The organism is Actinokineospora sp., from assembly GCF_050699995.1.
Taxonomy (GTDB): domain Bacteria; phylum Actinomycetota; class Actinomycetes; order Mycobacteriales; family Pseudonocardiaceae; genus Actinokineospora.
Map to the genome: position 1 here is coordinate 1 of NZ_JBOHGC010000461.1, position 25,960 is coordinate 25,960.

Consider the following 25,960-nt stretch of genomic DNA (forward strand, 5'->3'; position numbering starts at 1 on the left):
GCGCGATGTTCCGCGATCTCACCCAGGCATCGGCGGCCGGAATCCCCACGATCTCCCTGGTTTTCGGCAACTCCACCGCAGGTGGCGCCTACATCCCTGGTATGTCCGACTATGTGGTGATGGTCAAAGAGCGAGCGAAGGTCTTCCTGGCCGGACCGCCGCTGGTGAAGATGGCCACCGGTGAGGACTCCGACGACGAATCCCTTGGCGGCGCGGAGATGCACGCCCGGGTCTCGGGCCTTGCCGACTACCTCGCCGCTGACGAGCAGGACGCGATCCGGCTCGGGCGGCGCATCGTCAAGCGGCTCAACTGGCGCAAGCAGGGCCCGGCGCCCGCCGCGGACTACGCCGAACCCGAGCACGACGCCGAGGACCTGCTGGGGATCGTGCCCACGGACCTCAAGATCCCCTTCGACCCGCGCGAGGTCATCGCCCGCGTCGTGGACGGCTCCGACTTCGACGAGTTCAAGCCGCTCTACGGCTCCAGCCTGGTCACCGGCTGGGCGCAGGTCCACGGCTACCCCGTCGGTATCCTCGCCAACGCGCGCGGCGTGTTGTTCAGCGAAGAGGCGCAGAAGGCGACCCAGTTCATCCAACTGGCGAACCAGACCGACACCCCGCTTCTGTTCCTGCACAACACCACCGGCTACATGGTCGGCAAGGAGTACGAGCAGGGCGGCATGATCAAGCACGGCGCCATGATGGTCAACGCGGTGTCGAACTCGAAGGTCCCGCACATCTCGCTGCTCATCGGCGCGTCCTACGGCGCCGGGCACTACGGCATGTGCGGCCGGGCCTACGATCCCCGGTTCCTGTTCGCCTGGCCCAGCGCCAAATCCGCGGTCATGGGCGCCGCGCAACTCGCGGGCGTGCTCTCGATCGTCATGCGCCAGGGCGCCGAGGCCAAGGGGCAGATCTACAACGAGGAGCACGACGCGGCCATGCGTGCCATGGTCGAAGGCCAGATCGAGGCGCAGTCACTGCCGACGTTCCTGTCCGGCATGGTCTACGACGACGGCATCATCGACCCCCGGGACACCCGCACGGTGCTCGGGATCTCCCTGTCCGCGATCCACAATGGACCAGTGAAGGGCGCCGACGGTTTCGGCGTCTTCCGGATGTGAGCGCCCACATGATCACCTCAGTTCTCGTGGCCAACCGTGGGGAGATCGCGCGGCGGGTCTTCCGCACCGCCCGCGACCTCGGCATCGCGACCGTCGCGGTGTACTCGGACGCGGACGCCGATTCCCCGCACGTCGCCGACGCGGACTCCGCGGTCCGCCTGCCCGGCAACACCCCGGCCGAGACGTACCTGCGGGCCGACCTGGTCATCCAGGCCGCGCGCGACGCCGGGGCCGACGCGATCCACCCCGGCTACGGCTTCCTCTCGGAGAACGCCGAGTTCGCCCGCGCGGTCATCGACGCCGGGCTCATCTGGATCGGGCCGCCGGTCGAGTCGATCGAGCGGATGGGCTCCAAGATCGAGTCCAAGGAGCTGATGGCCGCCGCCGGTGTGCCTGTGCTGTCCAATATGGACCCGGACGCGGTCACCGAGTTTCCTGTGCTGGTCAAGGCGTCGGCGGGTGGTGGCGGTCGAGGCATGCGGATCGTCCGGTCCCAGGCCGAGCTGGCGGGCGCGGTCGAGGGAGCGCGGTCCGAGGCCGGGTCGGCGTTCGGCGACTCGACGGTGTTCATCGAGCCGTACCTGGAGACCGGCAGGCACATCGAGGTGCAGGTGATGGCCGACCGGCACGGCACGGTGTGGGCGGTGGGGGAGCGCGAGTGTTCCATCCAGCGCAGGCACCAGAAGGTCATCGAGGAAGCGCCGTCGCCGCTGGTCGAGCGCACCGAGGGCATGCGGGAGCGGCTGTTCGACGCGGCCCGCAAGGCCGCCGCGGCGATCGGCTACGAGGGTGCGGGCACGGTCGAGTTCCTGGCCGACGAGTCCGGCCGGTTCTTCTTCCTGGAGATGAACACCCGCCTGCAGGTCGAGCACCCGGTCACCGAGTGCGTCACCGGGCTCGACCTCGTCGCGCTGCAGCTGTCCATCGCCGAGGGCGCCCCGCTGGGCCCCGAGCCGCCGGTCAGCCGGGGGCACGCCATCGAGGTCCGGCTCTACGCCGAGGACCCGGCGGCGAACTGGCTGCCGCAAAGCGGAGCACTGCACCGATTCGAGATCAGTGCTCTCGTCTCGTTCGCCAACCCGCCCGGCTCGGGCATCCGAGTCGACTCCGGCGTGGTCAGCGGATCGCTGGTCGGGGTGCATTACGACCCGATGCTGGCCAAGGTCATCTCCTGGGCGCCGGACCGCACCAGCGCCGCCCGCTCTCTTTCCGGAGCACTGCTCCGGGCTCAGGTGCACGGCGTGCGGACCAACCGGGACCTGCTGGTCCGGGTGCTGCGGCACCCGGCGTTCCTGGCGGGCGACACCGACACCGCGTTCTTCGACCGGCACGGCCTGGACCTCCTCGCCGCGCCCATCGCCGACAAGGACGCCGAGTCGCTGTCCGCGCTGGCCGCCGCGATCACCGACACCGAGGCGAACCGGGCGGCGGCGAAGGTGCAGGGCCGGATTCCGGCGGGGTGGCGCAATGTCGTGTCGCAGCCGCAGGTCAAGCGGTTCGAGTCGGCGTCCGGCGAGCACGAGGTGCGCTACCGGATCACCCGCGACGGCCTTTCCGGCGTCGAGGGCGTTCGGCTGCTCGCTTCGTCGCCCACGCGGGTGGAGCTGGAGGTCGCGGGCGTGCGGCGGGTGTTCGACGTGGCTCGCTATCCGGGCATCGCTTGTGTGGACTCGGCTTTCGGTTCGGTCACGCTGACCGTGCCGCCCAGGTTCGACGACCCGGCCGACCACGTCGCGCCGGGGTCGCTGCTCGCGCCGATGCCCGGGACCGTGATCCGGGTTGCGGCCGAGGCGGGGCAGCGGGTCGACGCCGGGCAGCCGCTGCTGTGGCTCGAAGCGATGAAGATGGAGCACCGGATCGACGCGCCCGTCGCCGGTGTGGTCAGCGAACTCACCGTGTCCCCAGGAGACCAGGTCGACGTCGGCCGGGTCCTCGCCGTAGTCGTGGAGGAATCATGAGCTTCACCGAGTCCGAGGAACGCCAGGCGCTGCGGGCGGCCGTCGGCGAACTGGGCCGCAAGTACGGGCACGACTACCTGGTCAAGCAGGCCAGGTCCGGCGGGCACACCACCGAGCTGTGGAACGAGGCGGGCAAGCTCGGCTACCTGGGCGTCAACGTGCCCGAGGAGTTCGGCGGCGGCGGTGGCGGCATCGGCGACCTGGCCGCGGTGTGCGAGGAACTCGGCGCGACCGGCACCGGGCTGCTGCAGATGGTCGTCTCACCGGCGATCTGCGCGACGATCATCGCCCGATTCGGGACGGACGAACAGAAGCAGCGCTACCTGCCCGGCTTCGCCGACGGCTCGCTGCGCATGGCGTTCGCCATCACCGAGCCGGACGCGGGTTCCAACGCGCACAAGCTGACCACGACGGCTCGGCGGGACGGCGACGGCTGGATCCTGAGCGGCCGGAAGGTGTTCATCTCGTGCGTCGACGAGTCGCAGTCGGTGCTGGTCGTGGGCCGCACGGAGGACGCGAAGACCGGCAAGCTCAAGCCCGCCCTGTTCGTCGTCCCGACCGACGCCGCCGGGTTCGAGTTCACCAAGATCCCGATGGACATCGTCTCCCCGGACTACCAGTTCTCCCTGTTCCTCGACGACGTCCGCCTGCCCGGCGACGCCCTGATCGGCTCGGAGGACGCGGCGCTGATGCAGCTGTTCGCGGGCCTGAACCCGGAACGGATCATGGCTTCGGCGTTCGCCGTGGGCATGGGCCGCTTCGCCCTGGAGAAGGCCGTCGAGTACGCCAAGACCCGCACGGTGTGGAAGGAGCCGATCGGCGCGCACCAGGCCGTCGCGCATCCGCTGGCGCAGGCCAAGATCGAGCTGGAACTGGCCAAGCTGATGATGCAGAAAGCCGCGGCGCTCTACGACGGCGGCGACGACATGGGCGCGGGCGAGGCGGCGAACATGGCGAAGTACGCCGCGGGCGAGGCCGTGATCAAGGCGGTCGACGCGGCCGTGCAGACTCACGGCGGCAACGGTTTGGCCAGCGAGTACGGTCTCGGCGCACTCATCGGCGCGTCCCGGCTGACCCGGATCGCGCCGGTGAGCCGTGAGATGATCCTGAACTTCGTGGCGCAGTTCTCCCTTGGGCTGCCGAAGTCGTACTAAGGACGTGACGTGAGTACCGAGGCAGTCAGGCAGCCGCAGCAGGACCGCAGCCGAGCGACCCGGCAGCGGCTGCTGGCGGCCGCCATCGACTGCCTCGCCGAACTCGGGTGGACCGGCAGCACGGTGTCGACCGTCGCCGAACGCGCGGGCGTGTCCCGCGGGGCGGCGCAGCACCACTTCCCGACCAGGGAGGACTTGGTCACGGCGGCGATCGAGTACGTCGCCGAGGAACGGTTGGCGCACCTGCGGCAGGGCCTGCCGGACCTGCCGCCGGGGCGCGACCGGACCGAGTTCATCGTCGACACGATCGGCGAGATGTACGCGAGCAAGCTGTTCTCGGCGGCGCTGCAGCTGTGGGTGGCGGCCTCTTCGGACGCGCAGCTGCGGGAGAAGGTCGTCCCACTGGAGGCTCGGGTGGGTCGGGAGGCCCACCGGATGACCGTCGAGGCGCTGGGCGCGGACGAGTCCCGGCCGGGTGTGCGGGAGGCGGTCCAGGCAACCCTGGACCTGGCCCGCGGCCTGGGTCTGGCAAACCTCCTCACCGACGACGCCAAGCGCCGCTCGCGAGTGCTGAGGCAATGGTCGATCACCCTGGACGCCGCCCTGTCCTGACCGCACAGTGCGTGCGGGATTACAGGAAGTCTCGGGCATCCTGCGCGAACTCGTCGCTCAGCGGCGTCCGGTGGCCAGGATGACGACGAACTGCCCGCCGCCCGCCTCGACGGCGGCCGTCACCGGCAGCCCCGGTACCAGTCGGGAGAACCGGTCCACCAGCCAATCCGCCGCTTCTTGAGCGTCCTGCCTGGTCGGACAACGGGCCACCATCTCACGGCCCCCCTTGCGCTCCAGCCTCCCCGCGACGGTGATCAGCGGCGCGGGTTCGACCACGTGCAGCCGGTCCGGCCAGGCGATGACCACCTTGACCGCACCCTTGCGGGTGTTGCACCCACGGTGCGCGAGCCGCTCGGCGACCTTGGCCTTCCGGTCCGCGGTCCGACTGTCCACACTGGGCCCTCGCGGGTCGTTAACCGACATGTCGGGATCGACCGGCTCGTCGCACACCCAGCACCGCCAGCCGTCGCGCTCGGCCACATCATCGAGGAGACTCACCCGGGCAAACTAACCTGCCCGGCCGCCACCCCGCGCACCGCACCCAAAGGAGCGCTTGGGAACGCGCCCCCGCGCACACGATAAGCGGCAGCGCGGACACGGTCAGGCCGGTTGCCGGGCCGACTCGAAGAAGGTGACCGACTCCTCGGCGACGGACTGTGGTGCGAGCACCGGCGCGAAGTGTTCGAGGCCCGGCAGCTCCCACATCTGCGCGTCGGCGAGGCGCTCGGCGATGGACAGTGCGGAAGCGGTGAAGAAGGTGTCGAGTGGCGCGGTCGACGAAGGTGCGTACTCCAGGCACGAGGCTGGTTTGCAGCACCTCGCGTTCATCGTCCGGACGAGGGCGGCGGTGCATGCGGTATTCGACGCCGCGCTGGGGCTGGGTGCGGTGGCGGTGCACGAGCCGCGCGAGTTCCCGGTGTATCACCCTGGCTACTACGCGGCGTTCGTGGAGGACCCGGAGGGGTTCATGGTCGAGTTCGTCTGCCACCGCGAGGAAACCTGACCGCTCAGTCATCTGCGCGCTGTCAGTGCCCCAACGCGGCGTCCAGCTCGGCCAGGAGCTTCATCTTCGGGCGGGCTCCCACGAACGCCCGCACCGGCAGGCCGTCGACGAACAGCATCAGGGTCGGCAGGGACATCACGTGGTACGTCCGGCCCGTGATCGGATTCTCGTCGTTGTCGGGCTGCCGGGCCCAGGCGGCCGTCAGCTTGGCCGCCAGGTCCGCCCGAACCGCCGTCAGCCGTTCGAGGCACGCGTCCACCTCGGCGAGTTTGCGCTGGTAGACCTCGATCGAGTCGGCGCAGGAGTCCCCGGCCTCGTGTCCGGAGCGCAGGCACTCGACGAAGGGGCGGGTGTCGTCCAGGGTCAGGCCCACGGCCTGCAGGGTCCGGATCTCATCGACCAGGCGCAGGTCGTCCTCGTCGTACTCGCGGTACCCGTTGGCCGTGCGCCGCGACTCGGGCAGGCCTTGTGACTCGTAGAACCTCAGCGCCCGGGTCGTCGTCCCGGCACGTTTGGCGAGTTCGCCGATGCCGTCGACGGTAAACGTTGACGCCGACGTCATGGCAACGGTCGGCGCGTAAGGTCGCCCGAGAAATCTTCGAACCTGGGGGCGTCGGTGAATGTCACGAGTATCGGCCAGATCGACCTGCCCGCACTGTTTCCGGAGCTCACGCAGCCACAAGCCGACCGCCTGCGCGGCGCGGGCGACGAACTCGACCGGCTGGGACACCCCGTCGCCTGGGACTGGCACCCCGACCACGGGCTCGCGGAGTCGCCCACCCTCCACGACGGCATCGACCTCATCGTCGTCAGCGCGACGGTGAACCTCTTCGAGACCATGTCCGACGGCTTGGACCTGGAACTCGTCGTCAGCCGCGAAGACGAGTGGCGTCTGACGGTGACCGCCACGATCGAAGTGGCGTGCTGGTGCCTGGAGGACCACGGGGTGCACGTCGTGCACACCGTCTCGTGGCTCGTGGGAACGACTGACGTGCTGGTCGACTCGTTCGAGACGGCAGTGCGGACGATGATGACGTGGGTTGACGGCTCCCACGACCCGGCCATGTGGCGAAGCCGGGCAGGCCTGCCGAACCCGGCGGCTGAGTGACCGACGCCAACGGATGCCCGGTTCCGGCCCGGAGACCTACGTCATACGTGGCCTAGCTAGAGTTCGGCGCACATGACAACGACTACAGGCTGCGTCGACTGCGGCGGAACAGTGGCACCGGACGGACATTGCTGGCACTGCGGAACGGGGCAGCCCGCCTTCCGCTCTCGCCTGGAGATCACGGCGGACAGCGGCGCCGCGGGGGTGAGCGACCGAGGACTGCGGCGCGGGATCAACGCCGACGCGGTCGCCTTGGACATGGTCGACGCGTGGACGATCGGGGTTGTCTGCGACGGGGTGTCCATGTCTCCGCGCGCGGAGCGGGCCGCGCACGTCGCGGCTGCGACGGGGGTGGTGGCCCTCGCGGCGGCGCTTCGGGCTGGGGCGATACCCGAGGAGGCGCTGGTGGAGGCCACTTCGCGGTCGAGCCGCGCCGTCACGGCCTTGGCGGCGTCCGTGCACAGCGCACCGGCCTGCACGTTCGTCGCGGGTATCGCCGGGCCGTTGGGCATGTGGGTCGGCGGGGTCGGTGACAGTCGCGGCTACTGGTTGCCCGACGAGGGCCCTGGGATGGTCCTGACCGAGGACGACGCCGGTGCGGACGAGGTCCTCGCCGCCTGGCTCGGCGCGGACGCCGACGAGCCGCAACCCCGGATCCGCAGCTACCGGCCAGGCGGACCAGGCCACCTTCTGCTGTGCACCGACGGCCTATGGCGCTACCTCCCGACCGCGGAATCCTTACGCGCCAGGCTTCAGGCGGACGGTCTGGAGAGCGCGCGATCACTGGTCGGGCATGCCCTCGACGCGGGTGGCCACGACAATGTCACCGCGCTGCTGATGCCCGTCAACCGGTGAAGAAGATCCGGTCCAGGTTGTGGTCGAGTACGGCCAAGGCGGTCCGGGCGTCGACCTGACCGAGCAGCAGGTGCGACATCAGGCCGTCGACGAGCGCGAGCAGGGTCAGGGCCTCCGGCGCCGGGTCGATCTCCGCCCGGGCACAGCCGGACTCCTGCGCGGCTCGGAGGTGGTCGGCGATGAAGGTGCTCATGCCCTTACCGCCCTCCCGCAACGGCGCGGCGAGCCGCGGTTCGACGATGGCCCGAGCGAGGAACGCCGCCCACACGGGCGCCTCCGCCCGGCTCGCCTTGCCGACCGGAAGCATCTCGACCAGCAGCGACCGCAGCACGGTTCGCGCGTCCTGGCCGCCGCGCGCGACCGCGCCGCGGATGCGCCGCTCCACGCGTTCGCTCACGGTGTGGAAGGCGAACAGCAGCATGTCGTCCTTGGTCGTGAAGTAGTGCTGGACCATCCCCATGGACACCCCGGCCTCGACCGCGACCTGGCGCAGGCTCACGGCGTCCAAGCCCTGGGTGCCCGCCAACCTGCACACCGCTTCGGCGATCAACTCCCGCCGCGCCTGGTGGTCCACCTGCTTCGGCAAGTCCGCCTCCATTCTGATGCGATCGCATTGTAAAGCAAGAAAAAGAGTCACAAACGCGCGATGTGTCCTGATCTTGCCGTGGTCCCGCTGAAGTAGCCTGCGGCTGCCGCGACGGCGTATCGGGCGCCGCCGCAAACGGAAGGATTCACATGAGCGACCTCGACGCGACCCTGCGCTTCGACGGCCCTCTCTACATCGAAGAGGACACCGAGCCCGCGGCCGAGACCGCCCCGGCGGCCCAGGAGACCGACCAGCCCGCTTCCTGACCACCGTCGGCGTGGGCGAACCGAGATGAGCCCGACTGGCCGTGCCGACCCCCGCGCGGCCAGTCGGTCTGACGGAATCCCCTGAGCGGCGAAAATCCGAAGCGCGAGGCTCTGTCGACGGTCTAAGTTGTGCTCATGCCGAGTCATGATGTCCATGCTGTCCTTGCCGCGCAGGGGATCGAGTGTGCCTCGATCGTCCGGCTGGGCGAGGGCCAGGACAACGTCGCCTTCGAGGTCGACGGCGAGTTGATCGTGCGCTTCGCCAAAGGTGGCACCGATGTGCTCCGGGAGGCGAAGCTGCTCGAAACAGTCGCCCGGCACTCGCCGTTCGCGGTGCCCGCGCCGGTGTTCGTGGAGGCCGGGTGCATGGCCTACCGCAAGCTGCCCGGCGTTCCGCTGGTGGATGTTCCCCGCCCGCCCGGGATCGCCAAAATCCTTGGGGCGTACATCGACACCCTGCACACCATCCCGCCGGCCGCCGTCGCCGGGTTGGTCGACACCGACGACGACACGGTCGACGACTGGCTGGCCGACGCGCACGGGAGTTACGCCGCGGTGGTGGTTCCGCGGGAGTATCGGCGGTCGATCGAGAAGTTCCTCGACACCGAGCCGCCTTCCCGAACCGAGCCCTCCGTGTTCTCCCACAACGACTTGGGCATCGAACACGTCCTCGTCGACCCCGCCACCGGCGACATCACCGGCATCATCGACTGGACCGACGCCGCCCTCTGCGACCCCGCCTACGACCACGGCCTGGTCTACCGCGACCTCGGCGTACTCATCGACGGCCCGCTCGCCGAACGGGCCGCCTTCTACGCCCGCTGCACGGTCCTCGAAGACCTCGCCTACGGCACCGGGTCCGGCATCCAGCGCTACGCCGACGAAGCGCTCAGATCACTGCGGCACCTGTTCGAGCCGTTCGAAGCGGATCGGTAGGCCGTCGGTCGGGATCGGCAGGGCCGTCGGGTCCCAGCGGACCTCGTAGCCCGGAGGGAACGACCACCGGAACGTCCGCAGCATCTGCGCCAGCAGCGTCTTCACCTCGGCCATGCCGAAGTGCATCCCGATGCACTTGTGCACCCCGCCGCCGAACGGCACCCACGCGTACCGGTGGACCTTGTCCTCCCGGCGGTCCTCGGCGAAGCGCAGCGGGTCGAAGCGCAGCGGGTCCGGCCAGTACTCGGGCAGCAGGTGGTTGATCCACGGCGTCACCATGATCTTGGTGCCCTTCGGCACGAAGTGGCCCAGCAGGTCCGTGTCCTTCACCGTCTCCCGGACCAGCGACGGCACCGGCGCGACCAGGCGCATCGACTCCTTGATCACCAGCTCCAAGGTGTCCAGTGTGTCCCCCGCGAGCACCTCCGCGCGGACCCTGCCCTGCCACTCCTGGTGTTTCCCAAGGAAGTACACGACCGCCGACGTCGTGATGGTCGACGTGTCGTGCGCGGCCATCATCAAGAAGATCATGTGGTTGACCACGTCGTCATCGGAGAACACGGCGCCGTCGTCGGTCTTCGCATGGCACAGGGCGGAGAACAGGTCGTCGTCCGCGCTCGCCCGCTTCTGCGGCAGGCTCCGCCGGAAGAAGTCCTCCAACACCTTCCGCCCGTCGAGGCCTGCCTTCCATCGCCCGCCCGGCACGGGATGCCGCACCACCGCCGTGCCCGCCCGGACCGTGTCGACGAAAGCCTTGCGCAGCACAGAGGCTTCCGAACCCACCTCGGTGGCCATGAAGACCTCGGTCGCCACGTCCAGCGTCAGCTTCTTCAGCGCCGGGTACACCTCGAACCCCGGCGTCACCGGCCACAGTGGAATCTCCCGGGCCGCCAGCTCCGCGACTTTCCTGGTGTAGCCCGCGATCCGGTCGGCGGTGAACGCCTCCTGCATCAGCCTGCGGTGGTGGTGGTGCTCCTCGAAGTCGAGCAGCATCAGCCCGCGGTGGAAGAACGGGCCGATGAAGAACGTCCAGCCCTGCTGCGAATACGCCTTGTCCTTGTTGGCCAGCACCACCTGCGCCGCCTCGGGCCCAGCGGCCGAGACCATGGTCGTGCCGAACGCGCGCACCCAGGTGACCGGGCCGAAGCGCTCGTACCGGCGCAGCCCGAAGTCGATGCCCTGGCGCAGGACGGCGATGGTGTGGCCGAGCACGGGCGGACCGCTGTCGCCCAGGATCGGCCGCAGGCCCTCAGGAGCGGGGGTGTGCTCGCGCACCGGCCATGGCCGGTCGCTGATCCACCGGTCGAGTCTGCCTATAACGGACACCCGAGCCTCCTGTCTACGAGCCGTGTGCCGCCTCCCGCAGGACCGCCATCGCCAACCCGGCGATCTCCGCTGTCAAAGCGGGTCGAGACTTGACCCTGCCCGTGCGGGGGAGGTCGTTCACCACGGTCAGCGCCGCGTGGACCGCGACCCTGGCCTCCGCCTCGGTCAGGTCCGGGCCCATCTCGCGCAGCAGCCGGACCCACTCGGCGACGTAGCCGCGCTGCAGCCTGCGCAGCTCCTTCGCGTCGCGCTCGGGCAGGTTGACCAGTTCGCTGGTGTACACCGCGATCAGGTCGTCGGAGCGCTGCACGGTGTCGGCATAAGACCTGGTCAGCCGGTGTAGCGCGTCCTCGGGGTCGACGGCGTCGGCGAGGGCGGCGTCGAGGCCGAGTTGCAGCCGGTCGGCCATCCGGCGGCTCGCCGCCAGCAGGATGTCGGACTTGGCCGCGAAGTGCCGGTAGATGCTTGGCCCCGCGATGCCGGTGACGGCGCCGATGTCCTCCATGCTCACCGCGTGGTACCCGTGGTCGCGGAACAGCCTGGTCGCGGCCGTCAGGACCTCCTCGCGCCGGGTGGCGGGCATCAGCGTGCGGGCCCGCCACGCCGCCGGGGGAGCGTCCTGGGCGGCCGGGACGACATCGCTGAGCACCACGGCCTCGGCCAGTCGGGCCAGCAGGAGCTCGAACGGCTCGCGGGCGTAGTTGACGTGGTGGTCGCCCACGCTGCCGTACACGCTCATCGCGGCGAAACTGAGCAGGTGGGCATCCGCGGCACCGAGCTCGGGACGCAGCCCGCGCAGCCCGGCGATGGACTGCGCGAGCAGGGTGCCGACCCGCCTGCGGATCTCCTTCTGGTCGCCTTCGTGCAGGTGGCGGCCCTGCCAGCGCCACAGCGCGGTCAGTTCCCGCTGCTCGATGGAGACGGCGGCGGCGGTGTGCAGCAGCGGGCCGATACAGCGGTGTGGGTCGCCCTCGGCGGCGGCGGTGACCTCGCAGAGCCGCTCGGTGAGCACGTCGACGCCGGTCAGCAGCACGTGCCCGAGGACGGCCTGCTTGTTGGGGAAGTGCCGGTAGACGGCCGGGCCAGTGATGCCCGCGGCGGCGGCGATGTCGTTGACCCCGACCGCGTGGTACCCGCGCTTGCCGAACAGCTCAGCGGCCGCCTCGGCCAGCAGGGCCTTGCGGTTGCGCGGTCTGCGTACCGGCGCCCGGCCGATCTCGGCTGTCACCCGTCCCCCTTCAGTGAGACTCGACTAACCACGTTAGAGCAGGGCCGAGAGGTTGACAACCTGCGAAACAACGGCACTATGTTAATGGGCATTAGCTCAAACTTTGAGGAGAGGATCGGACGAGCGTGAGTACCGAAGCCTTCATCTACGAGGCGATCCGCACGCCGCGCGGCCGCGGCAAGAAGACCGGATCGCTGCACGGGGTCAAGCCCATCTCGCTCGTCGTCGGTCTCATCGACGAGCTCACCGCGCGCCACCCTGACCTCGACCCGGCGACCATCGACGACATCGTGCTCGGCGTCGTGTCCCCGGTCGGCGACCAGGGCTCGGTCATCGCGCGCACCGCCGCTGTCGCCGCCGGCCTGCCGGACACCGTCGCGGGCGTGCAGCTCGACCGGTTCTGCGCCTCCGGCCTCGAAGCCGTGAACACCGCCGCCGAGAAGGTCCGCTCCGGCTGGAACCAGCTGATGATCGCCGGCGGCGTCGAGTCGATGTCGCGTGTGCCGATGGGCTCCGACGGCGGCGCCTGGTTCAACGACCCGGAGACGAACTACGACTCGTACTTCGTCCCGCAGGGCATCAGCGCCGACCTCATCGCCACCATCGAGGGCTTCAGCCGCGACGACGTCGACTCCTACGCCGTCGAGTCGCAGAAGCGCGCGGCGTCGGCTTGGTCGGCGGGCTACTTCGCCAAGTCCGTGGTCCCGGTGAAGGACCGCAACGGCGTGACGATCCTCGACCATGACGAGCACATGCGGCCCGAGTCCACTGTGGAGGGTCTGGGCAAGCTCGGGCCGTCGTTCGCGGGCATCGGCGAGATGGGCGGTTTCGACGCGGTGGCGCTGCAGAAGTACCACTGGGTCGAGAAGATCAACCACGTGCACACCGCCGCGAACTCCTCCGGCATCGTCGACGGCGCCGCCCTCGTGCTCATCGGCAACGAGGAAGCCGGCCGCGCCGCGGGCCTGACGCCGCGCGCGCGGATCGTCTCCGCCGCGGTGACCGGCGCTGAGCCGACCATCATGCTGACCGGCCCCACCCCGGCCGCGCAGAAGGCGTTGGCGCTGGCGGGTTTGACGCCCGACGACATCGACCTGTGGGAACTCAACGAGGCCTTCGCCGCGGTGGTCCTCAAGTTCATGAAGGACCTGAAGATCCCGCACGACAAGATCAACGTCAACGGCGGCTCGATCGCCATGGGCCACCCGCTGGGCGCGACCGGCGCGATGATCACCGGCACCATGGTCGACGAGTTGGAGCGGCGCGGCGCCCGGCGCGCCCTCATCACCCTGTGCATCGGCGGCGGCATGGGCGTCGCGACCATCATCGAGCGCGTCTGATCCCGGAGAGAACACACAGATGACTGAGAACATGTTCAAGTGGGAGTCCGACGCCGACGGCATCGTGACCCTGACGATGGACGACCCGGGCCAGTCGGCCAACACGATGAACGACACCTTCCGCGTGTCGCTCACCGAGACCGTCGACCGCCTGGTGTCCGAAAAGGACTCCATCGCCGGTGTCGTGATCACCTCGGCGAAGAAGACATTCTTCGCCGGCGGCGACCTGCGCATGCTCATCACGGCCGGTCCGGATGACGCGCAGGCCATCACCGAGCGCTGCGACGGCATGAAGGCCGACTTCCGCAGGCTGGAGACCCTCGGCAAGCCGGTCGTGGCCGCCATCAACGGAGCCGCGCTCGGCGGTGGCCTGGAACTCGCGCTGGCCACGCACCACCGGGTCGCGCTCGACGTCAAGGGCAGCGAGATCGGCCTGCCCGAGGTCGGCCTGGGCCTGCTGCCCGGCGGCGGTGGCTGTGTCCGCGTGCCGCGTCTGATCGGCATCCAGAGCGCGCTGCTCAACGTGCTGCTGCAGGGTCAGCGGCACAAGCCCGCCAAGGCCAAGGAACTGGGCCTGGTCAACGAGGTCGTGTCGACCCCGGAGGAGCTGATCTCCGCGGCCAAGGCGTGGATCAAGGCCAACCCCGAGGCCGCGCAGCCGTGGGACGTCAAGGGCTACAAGATCCCCGGTGGCGCCCCGTCGCACCCGGCGTTCGCGGCGAACCTGCCCGCGTTCCCGGCGAACCTGCGCAAGCAGCTCAAGGGCGCGCCGATGCCCGCCCCGCGCAACATCCTCGCCACGGTCATCGAGGGCTGCCAGGTCGACATCGACACCGCGCAGAAGATCGAGACGCAGTACTTTGTGGACCTCGTCATCGGCCAGGTCGCGAAGAACATGACGAAGGCGTTCTTCTTCGACCTGCAGGCCATCAACAAGGGCAACAGCCGCCCCGACGGTCAGCCGCAGTACGCCGCCCGCCGGGTCGCGGTCCTCGGCGCCGGGATGATGGGCGCGGGCATCGCGTACTCCAGCGCCCGCGCTGGCATCGAGGTCGTGCTCAAGGACGTTTCCCTTGAGTCGGCGCAGAAGGGCAAGGCGTACTCGGAGAAGATCCTCGCCAAGGCCGTGTCCCGGGGCAAACTGACCCAGGAGAAGGCCGACGAGGTCCTGGCCCGCATCACGCCGACCGCCGACCCGGCCGACGTGGCCGGAGTGGACCTGGTCGTGGAGGCCGTCTTCGAGTCCCCGGACCTGAAGAAGAAGGTCTTCGGCGAAATCGAGGACCTGGTCGCGCCCGACGCGCTGCTGGGCTCCAACACCTCGACGCTGCCCATCACCGACCTGGCGAACGGGGTGAAGCGGCAGGAGGACTTCATCGGCCTGCACTTCTTCTCCCCGGTCGACAAGATGCCGCTGGTGGAGATCGTCGTCGGCGAGAAGACCAGCGATGTCGCGCTGGCCAAGGCGTTCGACTACACGCTGCAGATCAAGAAGACCCCGATCGTCGTCAACGACAGCCGCGGCTTCTTCACCAGCCGCGTGATCGGCACCTTCATCAACGAGGCCGTCGCGATGGTCGGCGAGGGCGTCGCGCCGTCGTCGATCGAGCAGGCGGGCCTGCAGGCGGGCTACCCGGCCGCGCCGCTGCAGCTGCTCGACGAGCTCACATTCACCCTGCCGCGCAAGATCCGGCAGGAGACCCGCGCGGCCATCGAGGCCGCGGGCGGCACGTGGGACGTCCACCCGTCGGAGGGCGTGCTCGACCGGCTGATCGACGAGTTCGACCGCAAGGGCCGCTCCTCGGGTGCGGGCTTCTACGAGTACGACGACGAGGGCAAGCGGACAGGCCTGTGGCCGGGACTCGCGGACGCCTTCGCCGCGGGAACCGTGGAGGTCCCGTTCAAGGACATGCAGGAACGCATGCTCTTCGCCGAGGCGCTTGAGACGGTGAAGTGCTTCGACGAGGAAGTCCTGCGGACCGTGCCGGACGCCAACATCGGGTCCATCTTCGGCATCGGCTTCCCGCCCTGGACCGGTGGCGTCATCCAGTACATCAACGGGTACCCGGGCGGCATCCCCGGCTTCGTCGCCCGTTCCCGCGAACTGGCCGATCGCTACGGCGACCGGTTCACCCCGCCGGCGTCGCTGGTGGAGAAGGCTGAGAAGGGCGAGATCTTCGAGTAAGTCGCTTGAGTGAAGGGGCTGCCCACCGTTTCGGCGGCGGGCAGCCCCTTGTCATTTTGTGTCGGATTCCGGCCGATTTCATCGACCGGGCGACTTCTTCCGTGTTGCGGGGACACTCACAAATCACGTCGCAGAACCGGGCGCTGACTGATCGCTATGGTCGGCCGCACTGATTGAGGGAACCTGCTGCCACATCGTGTGGGTCGTCAACGCGCGGCTGGGCACGGAGAAGGACGCGGCCTACGATCACCTGTGTCAATCCGAGGATTTCGAGCTGGAGGTGTGGTTGCAATGCTCGAATACGCTGACGAAGAAATGGTGATCCTGGGAATCAACGCGATTCGAGACTCCTGTGGCTGAGGTCGCTGAGGGGTCTGTGCGGGCGTTGTCACGGAGGTTGCCATGACCATCATGGAAACACTGGTTTCGTACGGTGCGTTGTCTGCCGAACGGTCTGGCGAACCCGATAGAAGGCTTGCGGTGATCGCCTGTATGGACGCCCGCATGGACATCTATCGAATTCTCGACCTCGATGTCGGCGACGCCCATGTCATTCGCAATGCCGGTGGCGTCGTCACCGACGATGTGATTCGATCGCTGGTCATCAGTCAGCTGTATCTGGAAACGTGCTACATCGTTCTTGTTCATCACACCAAATGTGGGATGTACAAGTTCGACGAAGCAGCGATGCGGCTCGACCTCGAACGGAGTGCGGGCTTTCGGCCGGAATGGTCGACCGATGGATTCGACGATGTGGAGGAGGATGTCCGTCAGTCGATCGCGAGAATCGAGGCCAATCCGTTCGTGCCGCACAAGGCCGATATCTTCGGCTTCGTCTTCGACGTCGACACGCGCGGTCTCAAGTTCATCGCCCGGTCAAGGAACCATCACGCGCAGGCGTCGCACTGACCGTGTCCCGCCGCTGCGTGATCTAGGTGGTCTTGTGAGTGCCCTGCCCGGTCTCAGAGGGCCTGCCCAATGGTCAGAAGGGCGCCGGTTCCGCCGTGTCCGTCGGGTGGTGTTGGTCGGGCCGTCTGGGGTGCGGGATTCCATAGTCCACAAGCGGGTCCTGCTCGACGGTGTGTTCCTCGTGTGTCGGGGTGGTCCAGACGAACAGGCCTGGCCGTGTTTGTTTGAGTTGCCAGCCGGGTTGGTCTTTGAGTGTGTGGTGCAAGCGGCAGAGGCAGCCTTGATGATCCGCCGCCAGGTGGTGTCATGTCCGCTGATCAGCTCGTTGATCGCGGTGGTGGTGACCGTGCCGTATCCGGCGAGGGTTCCGCCGGTGTTCGCGCCCAGCAGCACGGTGAACGGAACGGCCACCTGTAGTTCGACGGTGATCCCGCGCCCGTTGCCGTTGACGACAAGGTCGTGCAGAGTGTCGGCGCGTAGTGCGTCGAGCCGGTCGGTGGCGCCCTGGGCGCGTCTGGTGCGGGCCAGCTTGTCCACCATGAGATACACAGCGCGCAGTCGTTCACCGGTGTCGTAGACGTCGAGGTGGGCCATGCCGTCCTCAGCGACATGGAAGTTCACTCGCCGCTCGCGGCGGCGTTGCTCGCGGCGGCGGTCGGCGCCGTCGGGATCGACGCGGTCCTTCTTCGCGCGCAGGGCTGTGCGCCATCCCTCGATGGTCTTGTGTTCGGCGCGGTCCAGGATCCACGTCTCGACCTGCCGGGCGTGCTCATCGGACAGCGTCGCGGTGATCTCGGCCAACGCTCGCGCCCGCGCCAGGTCGACACGGCCGGCGGCCAAGGCGTCCACCGTGCACGGAAAAACGGTCATCAGCCGGGTGGCGGTGGCGACGCGGGCGGCGGCGTGAGCTGGGGTCCACGCCAGCGCCGCGCCGACCTCGGCGCCGGCGAACCGATGCCCACCGGCGTCTCGGTCCGGGCGCAACGCCGCCATCCGCGCCAGCGCGCGGACTCGCACGGCGTCGAGAGCGGCCTGCTCGCGCTCCAACTCGCGCAGCAGGTCCAACACGTCCGCGTCGCTCATCTCCGCGACACCATCGACCATGAACATATGTTCGATTGTACTGACCGAAAGGCCCGGTTTCCGCAGGTCGCACCATGATCGCCCGATCGTGTCCAGCGAGCATCTGGACAGGCTCAGTGCTCGGAGGCCGCCCACCGCTTCGGAGGCGGGCAGCCTGAGCGCCTACCGGAACTCATGGACCAACTCGATCTGGCCGACGATGTGGTCGTTACTTGTTGAGGTCTTCGGCGGGAACCCAGAGTTCGACGATGGTCCGCCCGCCCGCCCGTTGGACGGGATACCGGCCCAGGAACTCGGTGTCGACCTCGAACCGGGTCACGTAGCCGACTCCGTGGTGCGGAACGTTCCACTCCTTCGCGATCTTGATCGCGTAGTCCTCGTCGAGAACCGGGTAGAAGATCGGCTGTTCGGGGAGCCTGGGCGGCCACCTGCGCCAGTCGGACTGCCGGACGAGGTCGAGTTCCGCCGGGCCGGTCGGACGCCACAGAGTGGTCGTGTGGGTCTGGCTCATGGCGGGTCTCCTCGATCGGCGGCGGCGTCGTGGGATTGTCGCTGAGAAGGCCGGTCGCCGTCGTGTCATTTGGCGAGCGTGGTCCCCTGTTCTCAGGACGTCCCGCACCCTGGCGTCAGTCCGGAATGACCGGGCGGGATGAACGTCCGGAGCGTCGGTCCGCTCGTCACGGCTAAACACAGGGGGCTTGGCATCCGCGCTTGTCAGGCCTAGGACGATTCGCAAATCCTACGCTGCTGTTGTATTCAGCTGCCGTCGTTGTTACGGTGGCGTTGTATTCGTGACTGTGGCGGCGTCGATGACGCTGACCGCGGCGTGCGCGGTGGGTTGTCCCGAGGAGAGGCAGGCAGATGACCAGGGTGTCCAAGGAGCTGTTGCTGGACCCGGCTCGGGAGGTGAGCAATCGGTTCGATGCCGCGACGCGTCGGCTGTTGCGGGCGACGATCGACTGGTTCGAGGGGCGCGGCAAGCAGAGACTGGTCGCGGACTACCACGGCAAGGTGTTCTATCAGGACTTCCTCGATTTCGCGGCGAAGGAGAACCTGTTCGCGACGCTGCTGACCCCGGCGGCGGACGCGGGAGACTCCGCGGACAAGCGGTGGGACACCTCGCGGGTGGCGGCGCTGTCGGAGATTCTCGGCTTCTATGGCCTGAACTACTGGTATCCGTGGCAGGTCACGGTGCTGGGGCTGGGCCCGGTGTGGCAGAGCGACAACGGCCAGGCGCGGGCACGAGCGGCGGCGTTGCTCGACGGCGGCGCGGTCGCGGCGTTCGGTTTGTCCGAACGCGAGCACGGTGCCGACATCTACTCCACCGACATGGTGCTCACCCCGACCGGCGACGGCGGATACATCGCCACCGGCGAGAAGTACTACATCGGCAACGGCAACTGCGCGCGGATCGTGTCGGTGTTCGGACGCATTGCCGGGGTCGACGGCCCCGACGCGTACGTGTTCTTCCTCGCCGACAGCACGCATCCGAACTATCGGGTGGTCAAGAACGTCGTCCCCTCGCAGATGTACGTCGCGGAGTTCGCACTCGAGGACTACCCGGTGGGTGAGCACGACATCCTGCACATCGGAGTGGAAGCGTTCAGCGCCGCGCTGAACACCGTCAACATCGGCAAGTTCAACCTGTGCTTCGGCGGCATCGGCCTATGCACCCACGCGTTGTACGAGGCGATCACGCACGCGCACAACAGGATCCTGTTCGGAAACCCGGTGACCGACTTCCCGCACGTGCGCCGCGGGTTCGTCGACGCCTATGCGCGGCTGATCGCGATGCGACTGTTCTCCGACCGGGCGGTGGACTACTTCCGCTCCGCCGACGATCAGGACCGCCGGTATCTGCTGTTCAACCCGGTGACGAAGATGAAGGTCACCACCGAGGCGCAGCGAGTGACCGGGTTGCTGTCCGACATCGTGGCGGCGAAGGGATTCGAGAACGACACCTTCCTGCCGATCGCCAAAGTCGACGTGGACGGGCTGCCGAAGCTTGAGGGCACCGTCGCGGTCAACCTCGCACTGATCTTGAAGTTCATGCCCGCGTACCTCCTTGAGCCGCAGGAATTCGCACCCGTGCCGACGCGCGACGATGCCGCCGACGACGAGTTCCTGTTCCGCCAGGGGCCCGCTCGAGGGCTGGGCAAGGTGCGCTTCCACGACTGGCGGGCCGTCTACCGCGCCCACGCCGGGGTGCCCAACGTCGCGGTCTTCACCGAGCAGGCCGAGGCACTGGCGACCCTGATCGGCTCCGGCGGCGGGCAGGTCTCGGACATGGATCTGCAACTGGCGCTGGGCGAGCTGTTCACCCTGGTCGTGTACGGCGGCCTGATTCTCGAACAGGCGCAGCTCACCAGCCTCGATGGCGACCTGCTGGACCAGATCTTCGAGACGCTTGTCCGCGACTTCTCCGCGGGCGCGGTCGATTTGTTCGGAAAGGCGACAGCCACCGACGCGCAGGCGCAGTGGGCGACGGGCTCCATCCGCCGCCCCGCCCTCGACCCGGCGCGCTCGGGGCGGGTCTGGCAGCAGGTGGTGGACCTGTCCGGCGCCTATGAGATGACGCCATGACCGCCTCGGTTCTGGAGGGGACAACTTCGACCCCACTTCGCAGGAGGACATCATGAGCGAGGCGCACGCCATCGCCCGCGGTGGCTGGCCGTACGACCCGACCCGCCGCCGCGAGGACTACGGGTTCTTCGGTCCCGGCTCACCGACCTGGAAGGTGTGGACCAACATGACCGCGTTGATCGGGTTTCAGCGTTCGGTCACGCTCGAACACTTCGATCCGTTCCTGACCGCTGCCGTCGCCGACGCGGGCGGGATCTACCTGGACCCGCGCGGGCGCCTCGACGGCACCCTGTCGTATTTCCTGATCGCGGCCGTCGGGGACGGGCGCGCCGCGATCGAGACCTCCGAGATGCTGATGCGGGTGCACGCCAAGGCCACCGGCATCGAGCCGATCAGTGGGCAGCGGTACAGCGCCAACAATCCCGCCTCGCAACTGTGGATCCATGTCACCGGGTGGCATTCGGTCCTCAAGTGTTACGAGATGTACGGCCCAGGTCCGCTCACTCCCGACGAGGAGGCACGGTACTGGGCCGAATCGGCGATCGCCGCCGAACTGCAAACCTGCAAACCCGCCGACGTTCCACGCTCCCGCGAGCAGGTGCGCGACTACTTCGCTGAGGTCCGGCCAAGGTTGTGTACGTCCGAACGGGCCAATGAGGCCATGCACTACCTGCTGCGTACCCCTTATCGCCGGGGAAGGGGCTCGCTGTGGGCGATGAGCCGGATCATCGCGCCTGCCACGATCGCGTCGCTGCCCCGGTGGATGCGACGACTCGGCGCCTTCGACCAACCCGCCGCGGTCGACCTGGCCGCGATCCCCGCGACCCGGTTGGCCATGCGCGCCATGAACAGGTCGAAGGCCCCGCTGGTCGTGCTCAAGAAGATACTCCCGATGACTCACGAGGTGTTCGACCAGAACCACACCGGCCCACCACCGGTGAACGCCGAGACAATCACGCCCGCGCGGGCCCGCGAACTCTACGGCGGCGGCGGGAACGCGGGACGGTAGCCTGCCCGCCGTCGGTTGAGCTGGGTCGAGTGAGCACACGGAGGTGACGGGTCTTGTGCGAGAGGTGATGGCGCAGGCTCCAACTCTCAGGGCGACAATGGAGGAGCGGTCACGGTGACGATCTCGAACGACCAGGACAGCAGACCGCGTCGGCGGTACGCGCCGCGCCTGCCACCGGAGCGTCGCCGCGCGCAGCTGCTCGACGCGGCGTTCGAGGTCCTCGCCCGGGATGAGCTGCACGAGCTCAGCATGGAGGCCGTCGCACGCGCCGCCGGCGTGGGAAAGCCGGTGCTTTACACAGTGTTCCGCACCCGTTCCGACCTGGTGGCCGCCCTCCTGACCCGTGAGCGCGAGGATGCGATCAAGCAGGTGCGCGAGACCATGCCCACGGACTTGCGCGACCTCGGCCCGACGGCCGCCTACGCCGCCACCGTCTCGGCGTTCGTGCGGATTGTGTTGGAGAATCCCACCCGCTGGCGACTGATCCTCGCTATGCCCGAAAGCGCCCCGCGCGAGTACCGCGAGGATTTGCGCATCTCCCGTGCGGGCATACTCGCCGAGGCCGAGACCCTTGCCAGGGCTGGAATCAGCCTGGAACCACGCCTCGCGGGGCTTGATCCGGCGCTACTCGCCCAGACCATGCTCTCCTTCGCCGAGATGCTCGGCAGGCTGGCCGTCACCGACCCCGAGATCTACACCAGCGACCGGCTGTCCCAGTTCGCCAACGCGTTCATCGCCACCATCGCCAGGCCCGTACCCCAGACCGACGCCGAAAGTTAAGTCGCCATCTTCCATGGGAAGCCGTCCACAGCCCGCGCGGACGCGACACCACCCGGCGATCGGACCAAGCCCTTTCCCGTTGGACTCACCCCATCCTGGAAACCAGCGCAGGCGCGAGACGGCGGCCTACAACAGCGTCAGTTTGATTCGATAACACGAACCTCGCGCATCGCGCGCCCGATCTCCGCCGCCTTCTCCCGTTCTGAAGTGGCCCACGCCATCGCCTCATGATGGTGATGACGGTCGATGTCGGCGATCTCGGTGTAGAGACGGGCGGCTTTCTCGCGGAACGCCTTCCACTCGGCGGGCGAAGCGGTGTAGGCGGGCCGGAACCGCATGACTAGCTCGTGAGTCTGCGAAAGCGTTTTCGGCATCGTCGGACGTGGCATGCCTTGACTCAACCGCTGGTGATCACGGCGAACCACAGCACCATGGGCGCAGCGATGGCGCAGTAATGGCGCAAAGCCAACCTGACCAGCAACTCTCAGCTACCGTGGACGGACGGCGAGTCGTCGGGAGGAGTGGGATGCCGAAGCGCGTGCGGCTTGCTTGTGCAAGGAAGGTGGTCGGGCTAAGCCAGGAGACGCTGGCTCAGCGGTTGGGCGTCGAACGGTCAACCGTCGTGCGCTGGGAGACGACCACGATCGAGCCCCAGCCGTGGATTCGTCCCCGCCTCGCGAGCGCGCTGGGCATCACGGCCGATGAGCTTGCCGGGATGCTCGCGTCCTTCGTCGACCTGAAAGATCACCCACCCGAGCAGCGGGACCACCCACTCCTCGACGGGCTTCGTCGGGCGATGTTCGGCGGCGCGAATCAGATGTGCGTTCAGGAGCTGCCGTCCGTCGACGAAGTCCACCGTTTGTATCAGCAAGCCGAGTACGAAGCCACGGCAAGTGTTCTTCCCTCGCTGATCACCGGACTCGACACGCCGATCGAGTCCGCCTCCGCATACGTCGTCGCCGCCAAGCTCGCCACGAAGATCGGTGATTCCGCCCTCGCGTGGGTGGCGGCGGACCGGGCGGTTCGGTCCGCGATGGACAGTGAGCGAGACGCCCTCATGGGCGTGGCCCAGTACCAGGTGGCGTGTGCGCTGCTGAAAGGCGGCCATCGGGATGCTGCCGAGGAATGTGCCGCGTTGGCCATAGAACCGTTGTCGGACAAGGAAGACTGCGACGCACTCTCGGCGCGAGGCGCGTTGGTGCTGCTGCTCGCCGTGCTCGCGGCGAGGCAAGGGGATTCCGTCGCGGCCCGCCGCCGACTGATCGAGGCGCAGACCCTCGCGAACCAGCTCGGCGGGGACGCCAACCACGCCTGGACGGCCTTCGGCCCGACGAATGTGGCGATTCATCAGCTCTCGGTGGCGACCGCGCTCGGCGACACGGCATCGGCACACCGTCTGGGCGAGGAAATCAACACCGACCGTCTGCCGTCGGCCCTGCTGGGCCGTCGTTCGCAGGTCCATCTCGATCTCGCGCGGGCCGAAGCGGACCATGGCAACGACGCCGTCGCCGTGCTGCATCTGCTGGAGGCGGAACGAGTCGCGAGTCAGTCGGTGTCGCGCAACGCAGGGACACGCGCGGTCCTGGTCACCTTGCTCGGCCGCGAACGGCGTGGAACCACGCCAGGATTGCGTGCGCTGGCCCGTCGCGCGGAGGTCGTGCGATGAAGGTGGCCTACGTCGTGGTTTCCGCCGCGCCGCCCGCACTCCACGTCGGCACGCTGATCGATTCCCTCCACGACAGCGGATGGAACGTTTGCCTGGCGGCCACGCCAACCGCCGCGTCCTGGCTTGACGTCGGCACCCTCAGCCGCCACGCGGGAAATCCACTACGGCACGACTTTCGGGCCGTCGAGTGGCCGCTCGCGGACGCGATCATCGCGGCCCCGGCCACGTTCAACACGATCAACAAGTGGGCGGCAGGCATCAGCGACTCCTTCGCGCTCGGCGTTCTCAACGAGTCGATCGGGTTGGGAGTCCGGACGGTCGCCTGCCCGTATGCGAAGCCGACCCTGGCGGCGCACCCGGCCTTCGGGCGGAGCCTGCGATCACTGGAGAGCTGGGGAGTCGAGGTCCTCCCGAACGAGGCCATCCGGTCCTCATGGACACCCGTGCTCGAAGCCCTCGACCGTTAGCGAATGCAACCGGACAGTGACGAGATCCCGAGTTTGATCTCACTTGGACCGGAATCGGACAAAATTCCGCTCCGTCGGTGGCCGGGTGTGCGCCAGCGGTGTCTACTGGCAGGGTGCCCGGCGACTCGTTCCTGTGGAGATTCAATGACGCCGACCCGGCGGGTGCCCTCGATGACCTGTCGGTGTGTTGTTCGTCGCGGCGCTGGGCTGGGGAAATGGTGGTGGGGCGGCCCTATCGGGACGTGAATCAGCTCGTCGAGCGCTCCGACCGGGTCTTTCGCGCGCTCGGGTGGGCGGATCTCCGGGAGGCCCTCGACGCCCACCCGCGCATCGGCGACCGGGCGACCGGCGAAAGCCGTGAGGCCGGGTGGTCCCGGGACGAGCAGGCCGCGGCCTCTGGTGCCGGTGACGAGCTCAACCAGGCGAATGTGGACTACGAGGACCGCTTCGGGCACGTCTTCCTCATCTGCGCGACCGGGCTGTCCGCCGACACCATCCTCGCCGAGGTTCTGCGCCGGGTCCGTAACGACGTGGCCGTCGAGCGCGAAGAGGTGCGAGTGGAGCTGTGCAAGATCGCGGCGTTGCGACTGCGGAAACTGGCAGGCGCATGACGACGCTTTCCACCCACGTCCTAGACACCGCGCGCGGGAAGCCTGCGGCGGGTGTGCCTGTGCGCCACGACGAGCGCCGCGACGGCGAGTGGTGCGAGGTCGCCGCCGCCCACACCGACGAAGACGGCCGGATCTCCGGCTGGACGGCGAATCCGGGCGAGAACCGGCTGATTTTCGACACGGGCGAGTACCTTGGTCCGGCCGCGTTCTATTCGGAGGTGGTGGTGGCGTTCATGGTCCGCGACGACGGACACCACCACGTGCCCTTGCTGATCAGCGGTTACGGCTACTCGACCTACCGGGGGAGCTGATGGGGACCTTCGAACTGGGGGACAACCAGTACGGCAAGGCCGAGACGCGCTTGGTCCGGGTCGACCGCGACGGCGACACCCACGCGATCACGGACCTCAACGTCACCACCACCCTCGCGGGCGACCTCGCCGCGACCCACCTGACCGGCGACAACAGCGGCGTTCTGCCCACGGACACGCAGAAGAACACCGTCTACGCCTTCGCCCGCGACGGTGTCGGCGAGATCGAGGACTTCGCGCTTCGCCTGGTCCGGCATTTCGTGACGACCGCGCCGGAGATCAAGAAAGCCCGCGTGCGGATCGAGCAGTACTCCTGGGACCGCATCGCCGCGACCGGGCATTCCTTCGCCCGCGGCGCGGGGACACGGACCACCACCGCCACCTGCGACGGCGAATCCGCCTGGGTGGTGTCCGGGGTGGCGGATCTGGTGGTCCTCAACACGACCGGCTCGGAGTTCCACGGCTTCCCCCGCGACCGGTACACCACGCTTCCCGAGACCCACGACCGAATCCTGGCCACCGCCGTCACCGCGAACTGGCGGCACGCCGCCACCGACCGGGACTGGGCGCAAGCCTTTGCGGGAGCCAGGGACCGGCTGCTGACCGCCTTCGCCGACACCCACAGCCTTTCGCTGCAGCAGACACTGCACGCGATGGGCGAGCGGGTCCTCGAAGGCGACGACGACCTCGTCGAGGTTCGCCTCGCGCTGCCGAACAAACACCACTTCCTCGTGGATCTCGCACCGTTCGGACTGGACAACCCGGGAGAGGTGTTCCATGCCGCCGACCGCCCCTATGGCCTGATCGAAGGCACCGTCCGTCGTTCCGACGCGCCCGACGCGGGCCTGGCTTGGTGGTAG

General features: G+C 68.4%; 27 protein-coding genes and 1 pseudogene. 19 read left to right on the forward strand and 9 right to left on the reverse strand.

Features of this window, described 5'->3' with window-relative positions; genetic code table 11:
- The 4 genes from ACRDSQ_RS22705 to ACRDSQ_RS22720 all read left to right on the forward strand — a co-directional run.
- On the forward strand, positions 1 to 1,124 hold a 1,124-nt coding region (locus ACRDSQ_RS22705), incomplete at its 5' end, for an acyl-CoA carboxylase subunit beta (protein WP_431423862.1).
- An 8-nt stretch (positions 1,125 to 1,132) separates the two neighbouring features.
- On the forward strand, positions 1,133 to 3,082 hold the full coding sequence (locus tag ACRDSQ_RS22710; RefSeq protein ID WP_431423864.1) for a biotin carboxylase N-terminal domain-containing protein: 1,950 nt from the start codon (positions 1,133 to 1,135) through the stop codon (positions 3,080 to 3,082).
- Entirely contained in the window at positions 3,079 to 4,236 is a 1,158-nt protein-coding gene (locus tag ACRDSQ_RS22715) for an acyl-CoA dehydrogenase family protein (protein WP_431423866.1), read from the forward strand. The genes ACRDSQ_RS22710 and ACRDSQ_RS22715 overlap by 4 nt, the downstream gene beginning before the upstream one ends.
- 9 nt (positions 4,237 to 4,245) lie before the next feature.
- Complete coding sequence (locus tag ACRDSQ_RS22720) at positions 4,246 to 4,848, forward strand: TetR/AcrR family transcriptional regulator (protein WP_431423868.1); 603 nt, start codon at positions 4,246 to 4,248, stop codon at positions 4,846 to 4,848.
- Between the two features lie 57 nt (positions 4,849 to 4,905).
- On the opposite strand, the gene ACRDSQ_RS22725 is transcribed toward ACRDSQ_RS22720, so the two are convergent.
- A complete protein-coding gene (locus ACRDSQ_RS22725) occupies positions 4,906 to 5,346 on the reverse strand; it encodes a hypothetical protein (RefSeq protein ID WP_431423869.1) in 441 nt (146 codons plus the stop codon).
- A 102-nt stretch (positions 5,347 to 5,448) separates the two neighbouring features.
- Positions 5,449 to 5,676 (reverse strand): hypothetical protein, encoded by a 228-nt coding sequence (locus tag ACRDSQ_RS22730; RefSeq protein ID WP_431423870.1) that lies wholly within the window; start codon positions 5,674 to 5,676, stop codon positions 5,449 to 5,451.
- A 19-nt stretch (positions 5,677 to 5,695) separates the two neighbouring features.
- On the opposite strand from ACRDSQ_RS22730, the gene ACRDSQ_RS22735 reads away from it, so the two are divergent.
- Entirely contained in the window at positions 5,696 to 5,851 is a 156-nt protein-coding gene (locus ACRDSQ_RS22735) for a hypothetical protein (protein WP_431423872.1), read from the forward strand.
- Between the two features lie 178 nt (positions 5,852 to 6,029).
- On the opposite strand, the pseudogene ACRDSQ_RS22740 reads toward ACRDSQ_RS22735, so the two are convergent.
- A pseudogene (locus tag ACRDSQ_RS22740) lies at positions 6,030 to 6,413 on the reverse strand (MerR family transcriptional regulator); the annotation flags it as partial.
- Positions 6,414 to 6,467: 54 nt separating this feature from the next.
- On the opposite strand from ACRDSQ_RS22740, the gene ACRDSQ_RS22745 reads away from it, so the two are divergent.
- Both ACRDSQ_RS22745 and ACRDSQ_RS22750 read left to right on the forward strand, forming a co-directional pair.
- Positions 6,468 to 6,959, forward strand: coding sequence for a hypothetical protein (locus ACRDSQ_RS22745; protein WP_431423874.1), 492 nt, complete (start codon positions 6,468 to 6,470; stop codon positions 6,957 to 6,959).
- Positions 6,960 to 7,163: 204 nt separating this feature from the next.
- On the forward strand, positions 7,164 to 7,814 hold the full coding sequence (locus tag ACRDSQ_RS22750) for a PP2C family protein-serine/threonine phosphatase (RefSeq protein WP_431423875.1): 651 nt from the start codon (positions 7,164 to 7,166) through the stop codon (positions 7,812 to 7,814).
- Here the strand turns inward: ACRDSQ_RS22750 and ACRDSQ_RS22755 are convergent.
- Positions 7,804 to 8,400, reverse strand: a complete 597-nt coding sequence (locus ACRDSQ_RS22755) for a TetR/AcrR family transcriptional regulator (RefSeq protein WP_431423876.1) — start codon at positions 8,398 to 8,400, stop codon at positions 7,804 to 7,806. The genes ACRDSQ_RS22750 and ACRDSQ_RS22755 overlap by 11 nt on opposite strands.
- Before the next feature lie 401 nt (positions 8,401 to 8,801).
- On the opposite strand from ACRDSQ_RS22755, the gene ACRDSQ_RS22760 reads away from it, so the two are divergent.
- Complete coding sequence (locus ACRDSQ_RS22760; RefSeq protein ID WP_431423878.1) at positions 8,802 to 9,602, forward strand: phosphotransferase family protein; 801 nt, start codon at positions 8,802 to 8,804, stop codon at positions 9,600 to 9,602.
- Here ACRDSQ_RS22760 and ACRDSQ_RS22765 read toward each other — a convergent pair.
- Positions 9,561 to 10,928 (reverse strand): cytochrome P450, encoded by a 1,368-nt coding sequence (locus ACRDSQ_RS22765; RefSeq protein WP_431423880.1) that lies wholly within the window; start codon positions 10,926 to 10,928, stop codon positions 9,561 to 9,563. The genes ACRDSQ_RS22760 and ACRDSQ_RS22765 overlap by 42 nt on opposite strands.
- A gap of 13 nt (positions 10,929 to 10,941) precedes the next feature.
- Complete coding sequence (locus ACRDSQ_RS22770; protein WP_431423882.1) at positions 10,942 to 12,156, reverse strand: TetR/AcrR family transcriptional regulator; 1,215 nt, start codon at positions 12,154 to 12,156, stop codon at positions 10,942 to 10,944.
- Positions 12,157 to 12,281: 125 nt separating this feature from the next.
- On the opposite strand from ACRDSQ_RS22770, the gene ACRDSQ_RS22775 reads away from it, so the two are divergent.
- The 3 genes from ACRDSQ_RS22775 (at position 12,282) to ACRDSQ_RS22785 (ending at position 16,590) form a co-directional block, all read left to right on the forward strand.
- Complete coding sequence (locus ACRDSQ_RS22775) at positions 12,282 to 13,496, forward strand: acetyl-CoA C-acetyltransferase (RefSeq protein ID WP_431423884.1); 1,215 nt, start codon at positions 12,282 to 12,284, stop codon at positions 13,494 to 13,496.
- A gap of 19 nt (positions 13,497 to 13,515) precedes the next feature.
- Positions 13,516 to 15,681, forward strand: coding sequence for a 3-hydroxyacyl-CoA dehydrogenase NAD-binding domain-containing protein (locus ACRDSQ_RS22780; RefSeq protein WP_431423885.1), 2,166 nt, complete (start codon positions 13,516 to 13,518; stop codon positions 15,679 to 15,681).
- 402 nt (positions 15,682 to 16,083) lie between these two features.
- Positions 16,084 to 16,590, forward strand: a complete 507-nt coding sequence (locus tag ACRDSQ_RS22785; RefSeq protein WP_431423886.1) for a beta-class carbonic anhydrase — start codon at positions 16,084 to 16,086, stop codon at positions 16,588 to 16,590.
- Here the strand turns inward: ACRDSQ_RS22785 and ACRDSQ_RS22790 are convergent.
- Both ACRDSQ_RS22790 and ACRDSQ_RS22795 read right to left on the reverse strand, forming a co-directional pair.
- Positions 16,558 to 17,700, reverse strand: a complete 1,143-nt coding sequence (locus ACRDSQ_RS22790; RefSeq protein WP_431423888.1) for a DUF222 domain-containing protein — start codon at positions 17,698 to 17,700, stop codon at positions 16,558 to 16,560. The genes ACRDSQ_RS22785 and ACRDSQ_RS22790 overlap by 33 nt on opposite strands.
- Positions 17,701 to 17,881: 181 nt before the next feature.
- A complete protein-coding gene (locus ACRDSQ_RS22795) occupies positions 17,882 to 18,184 on the reverse strand; it encodes a hypothetical protein (RefSeq protein ID WP_431423889.1) in 303 nt (100 codons plus the stop codon).
- Between the two features lie 350 nt (positions 18,185 to 18,534).
- On the opposite strand from ACRDSQ_RS22795, the gene ACRDSQ_RS22800 reads away from it, so the two are divergent.
- The 3 genes from ACRDSQ_RS22800 to ACRDSQ_RS22810 all read left to right on the forward strand — a co-directional run bounded on the left by ACRDSQ_RS22800 (position 18,535) and on the right by ACRDSQ_RS22810 (position 22,045).
- Positions 18,535 to 20,256 (forward strand): acyl-CoA dehydrogenase, encoded by a 1,722-nt coding sequence (locus ACRDSQ_RS22800; protein WP_431423890.1) that lies wholly within the window; start codon positions 18,535 to 18,537, stop codon positions 20,254 to 20,256.
- Positions 20,257 to 20,308: 52 nt separating this feature from the next.
- Entirely contained in the window at positions 20,309 to 21,265 is a 957-nt protein-coding gene (locus ACRDSQ_RS22805) for an oxygenase MpaB family protein (protein ID WP_431423891.1), read from the forward strand.
- A gap of 114 nt (positions 21,266 to 21,379) precedes the next feature.
- Positions 21,380 to 22,045 carry a TetR/AcrR family transcriptional regulator gene (locus ACRDSQ_RS22810; RefSeq protein ID WP_431423892.1) on the forward strand — a complete coding sequence of 222 codons (666 nt, stop codon included), beginning with the start codon at positions 21,380 to 21,382 and terminating at the stop codon, positions 22,043 to 22,045.
- Positions 22,046 to 22,182: 137 nt separating this feature from the next.
- On the opposite strand, the gene ACRDSQ_RS22815 is transcribed toward ACRDSQ_RS22810, so the two are convergent.
- On the reverse strand, positions 22,183 to 22,434 hold the full coding sequence (locus tag ACRDSQ_RS22815) for an AMED_5909 family protein (protein WP_431423893.1): 252 nt from the start codon (positions 22,432 to 22,434) through the stop codon (positions 22,183 to 22,185).
- Between the two features lie 137 nt (positions 22,435 to 22,571).
- Here ACRDSQ_RS22815 and ACRDSQ_RS22820 point away from each other — a divergent pair, with 137 nt between their 5' ends.
- From ACRDSQ_RS22820 to pucL, 5 genes are all read left to right on the forward strand, one after another.
- On the forward strand, positions 22,572 to 23,711 hold the full coding sequence (locus ACRDSQ_RS22820; protein WP_431423894.1) for a helix-turn-helix transcriptional regulator: 1,140 nt from the start codon (positions 22,572 to 22,574) through the stop codon (positions 23,709 to 23,711).
- Entirely contained in the window at positions 23,708 to 24,178 is a 471-nt protein-coding gene (locus ACRDSQ_RS22825; protein ID WP_431423896.1) for a flavoprotein, read from the forward strand. The genes ACRDSQ_RS22820 and ACRDSQ_RS22825 overlap by 4 nt, the downstream gene beginning before the upstream one ends.
- Positions 24,179 to 24,276: 98 nt before the next feature.
- A complete protein-coding gene (gene uraD, locus ACRDSQ_RS22830; RefSeq protein WP_431423897.1) occupies positions 24,277 to 24,789 on the forward strand; it encodes a 2-oxo-4-hydroxy-4-carboxy-5-ureidoimidazoline decarboxylase in 513 nt (170 codons plus the stop codon).
- On the forward strand, positions 24,786 to 25,100 hold the full coding sequence (gene uraH, locus ACRDSQ_RS22835; protein WP_431423899.1) for a hydroxyisourate hydrolase: 315 nt from the start codon (positions 24,786 to 24,788) through the stop codon (positions 25,098 to 25,100). Before uraD ends, uraH begins: the two co-directional genes overlap by 4 nt.
- Positions 25,100 to 25,960, forward strand: coding sequence for a factor-independent urate hydroxylase (gene pucL, locus ACRDSQ_RS22840; protein WP_431423900.1), 861 nt, complete (start codon positions 25,100 to 25,102; stop codon positions 25,958 to 25,960). The genes uraH and pucL overlap by 1 nt, the downstream gene beginning before the upstream one ends.

What these genes read in the sequence shown, in the direction of transcription:
- ACRDSQ_RS22710 (WP_431423864.1), top strand. Translation starts at nt 1,133, where the DNA reads ATGATCACCTCAGTTCTCGTGGCCAACCGTGGGGAGATCGCGCGGCGG.
- ACRDSQ_RS22715 (WP_431423866.1), top strand. Translation starts at nt 3,079, where the DNA reads ATGAGCTTCACCGAGTCCGAGGAACGCCAGGCGCTGCGGGCGGCCGTC.
- ACRDSQ_RS22730 (WP_431423870.1), bottom strand. Translation starts at nt 5,676, where the DNA reads ATGAACGCGAGGTGCTGCAAACCAGCCTCGTGCCTGGAGTACGCACCT.
- ACRDSQ_RS22760 (WP_431423878.1), top strand. Translation starts at nt 8,802, where the DNA reads ATGCCGAGTCATGATGTCCATGCTGTCCTTGCCGCGCAGGGGATCGAG.
- ACRDSQ_RS22780 (WP_431423885.1), top strand. Translation starts at nt 13,516, where the DNA reads ATGACTGAGAACATGTTCAAGTGGGAGTCCGACGCCGACGGCATCGTG.
- ACRDSQ_RS22785 (WP_431423886.1), top strand. Translation starts at nt 16,084, where the DNA reads ATGACCATCATGGAAACACTGGTTTCGTACGGTGCGTTGTCTGCCGAA.
- ACRDSQ_RS22790 (WP_431423888.1), bottom strand. Translation starts at nt 17,700, where the DNA reads ATGTTCATGGTCGATGGTGTCGCGGAGATGAGCGACGCGGACGTGTTG.
- ACRDSQ_RS22795 (WP_431423889.1), bottom strand. Translation starts at nt 18,184, where the DNA reads ATGAGCCAGACCCACACGACCACTCTGTGGCGTCCGACCGGCCCGGCG.
- ACRDSQ_RS22800 (WP_431423890.1), top strand. Translation starts at nt 18,535, where the DNA reads ATGACCAGGGTGTCCAAGGAGCTGTTGCTGGACCCGGCTCGGGAGGTG.
- ACRDSQ_RS22805 (WP_431423891.1), top strand. Translation starts at nt 20,309, where the DNA reads ATGAGCGAGGCGCACGCCATCGCCCGCGGTGGCTGGCCGTACGACCCG.
- ACRDSQ_RS22815 (WP_431423893.1), bottom strand. Translation starts at nt 22,434, where the DNA reads ATGCCACGTCCGACGATGCCGAAAACGCTTTCGCAGACTCACGAGCTA.
- ACRDSQ_RS22820 (WP_431423894.1), top strand. Translation starts at nt 22,572, where the DNA reads ATGCCGAAGCGCGTGCGGCTTGCTTGTGCAAGGAAGGTGGTCGGGCTA.
- ACRDSQ_RS22825 (WP_431423896.1), top strand. Translation starts at nt 23,708, where the DNA reads ATGAAGGTGGCCTACGTCGTGGTTTCCGCCGCGCCGCCCGCACTCCAC.
- uraH (WP_431423899.1), top strand. Translation starts at nt 24,786, where the DNA reads ATGACGACGCTTTCCACCCACGTCCTAGACACCGCGCGCGGGAAGCCT.
- pucL (WP_431423900.1), top strand. Translation starts at nt 25,100, where the DNA reads ATGGGGACCTTCGAACTGGGGGACAACCAGTACGGCAAGGCCGAGACG.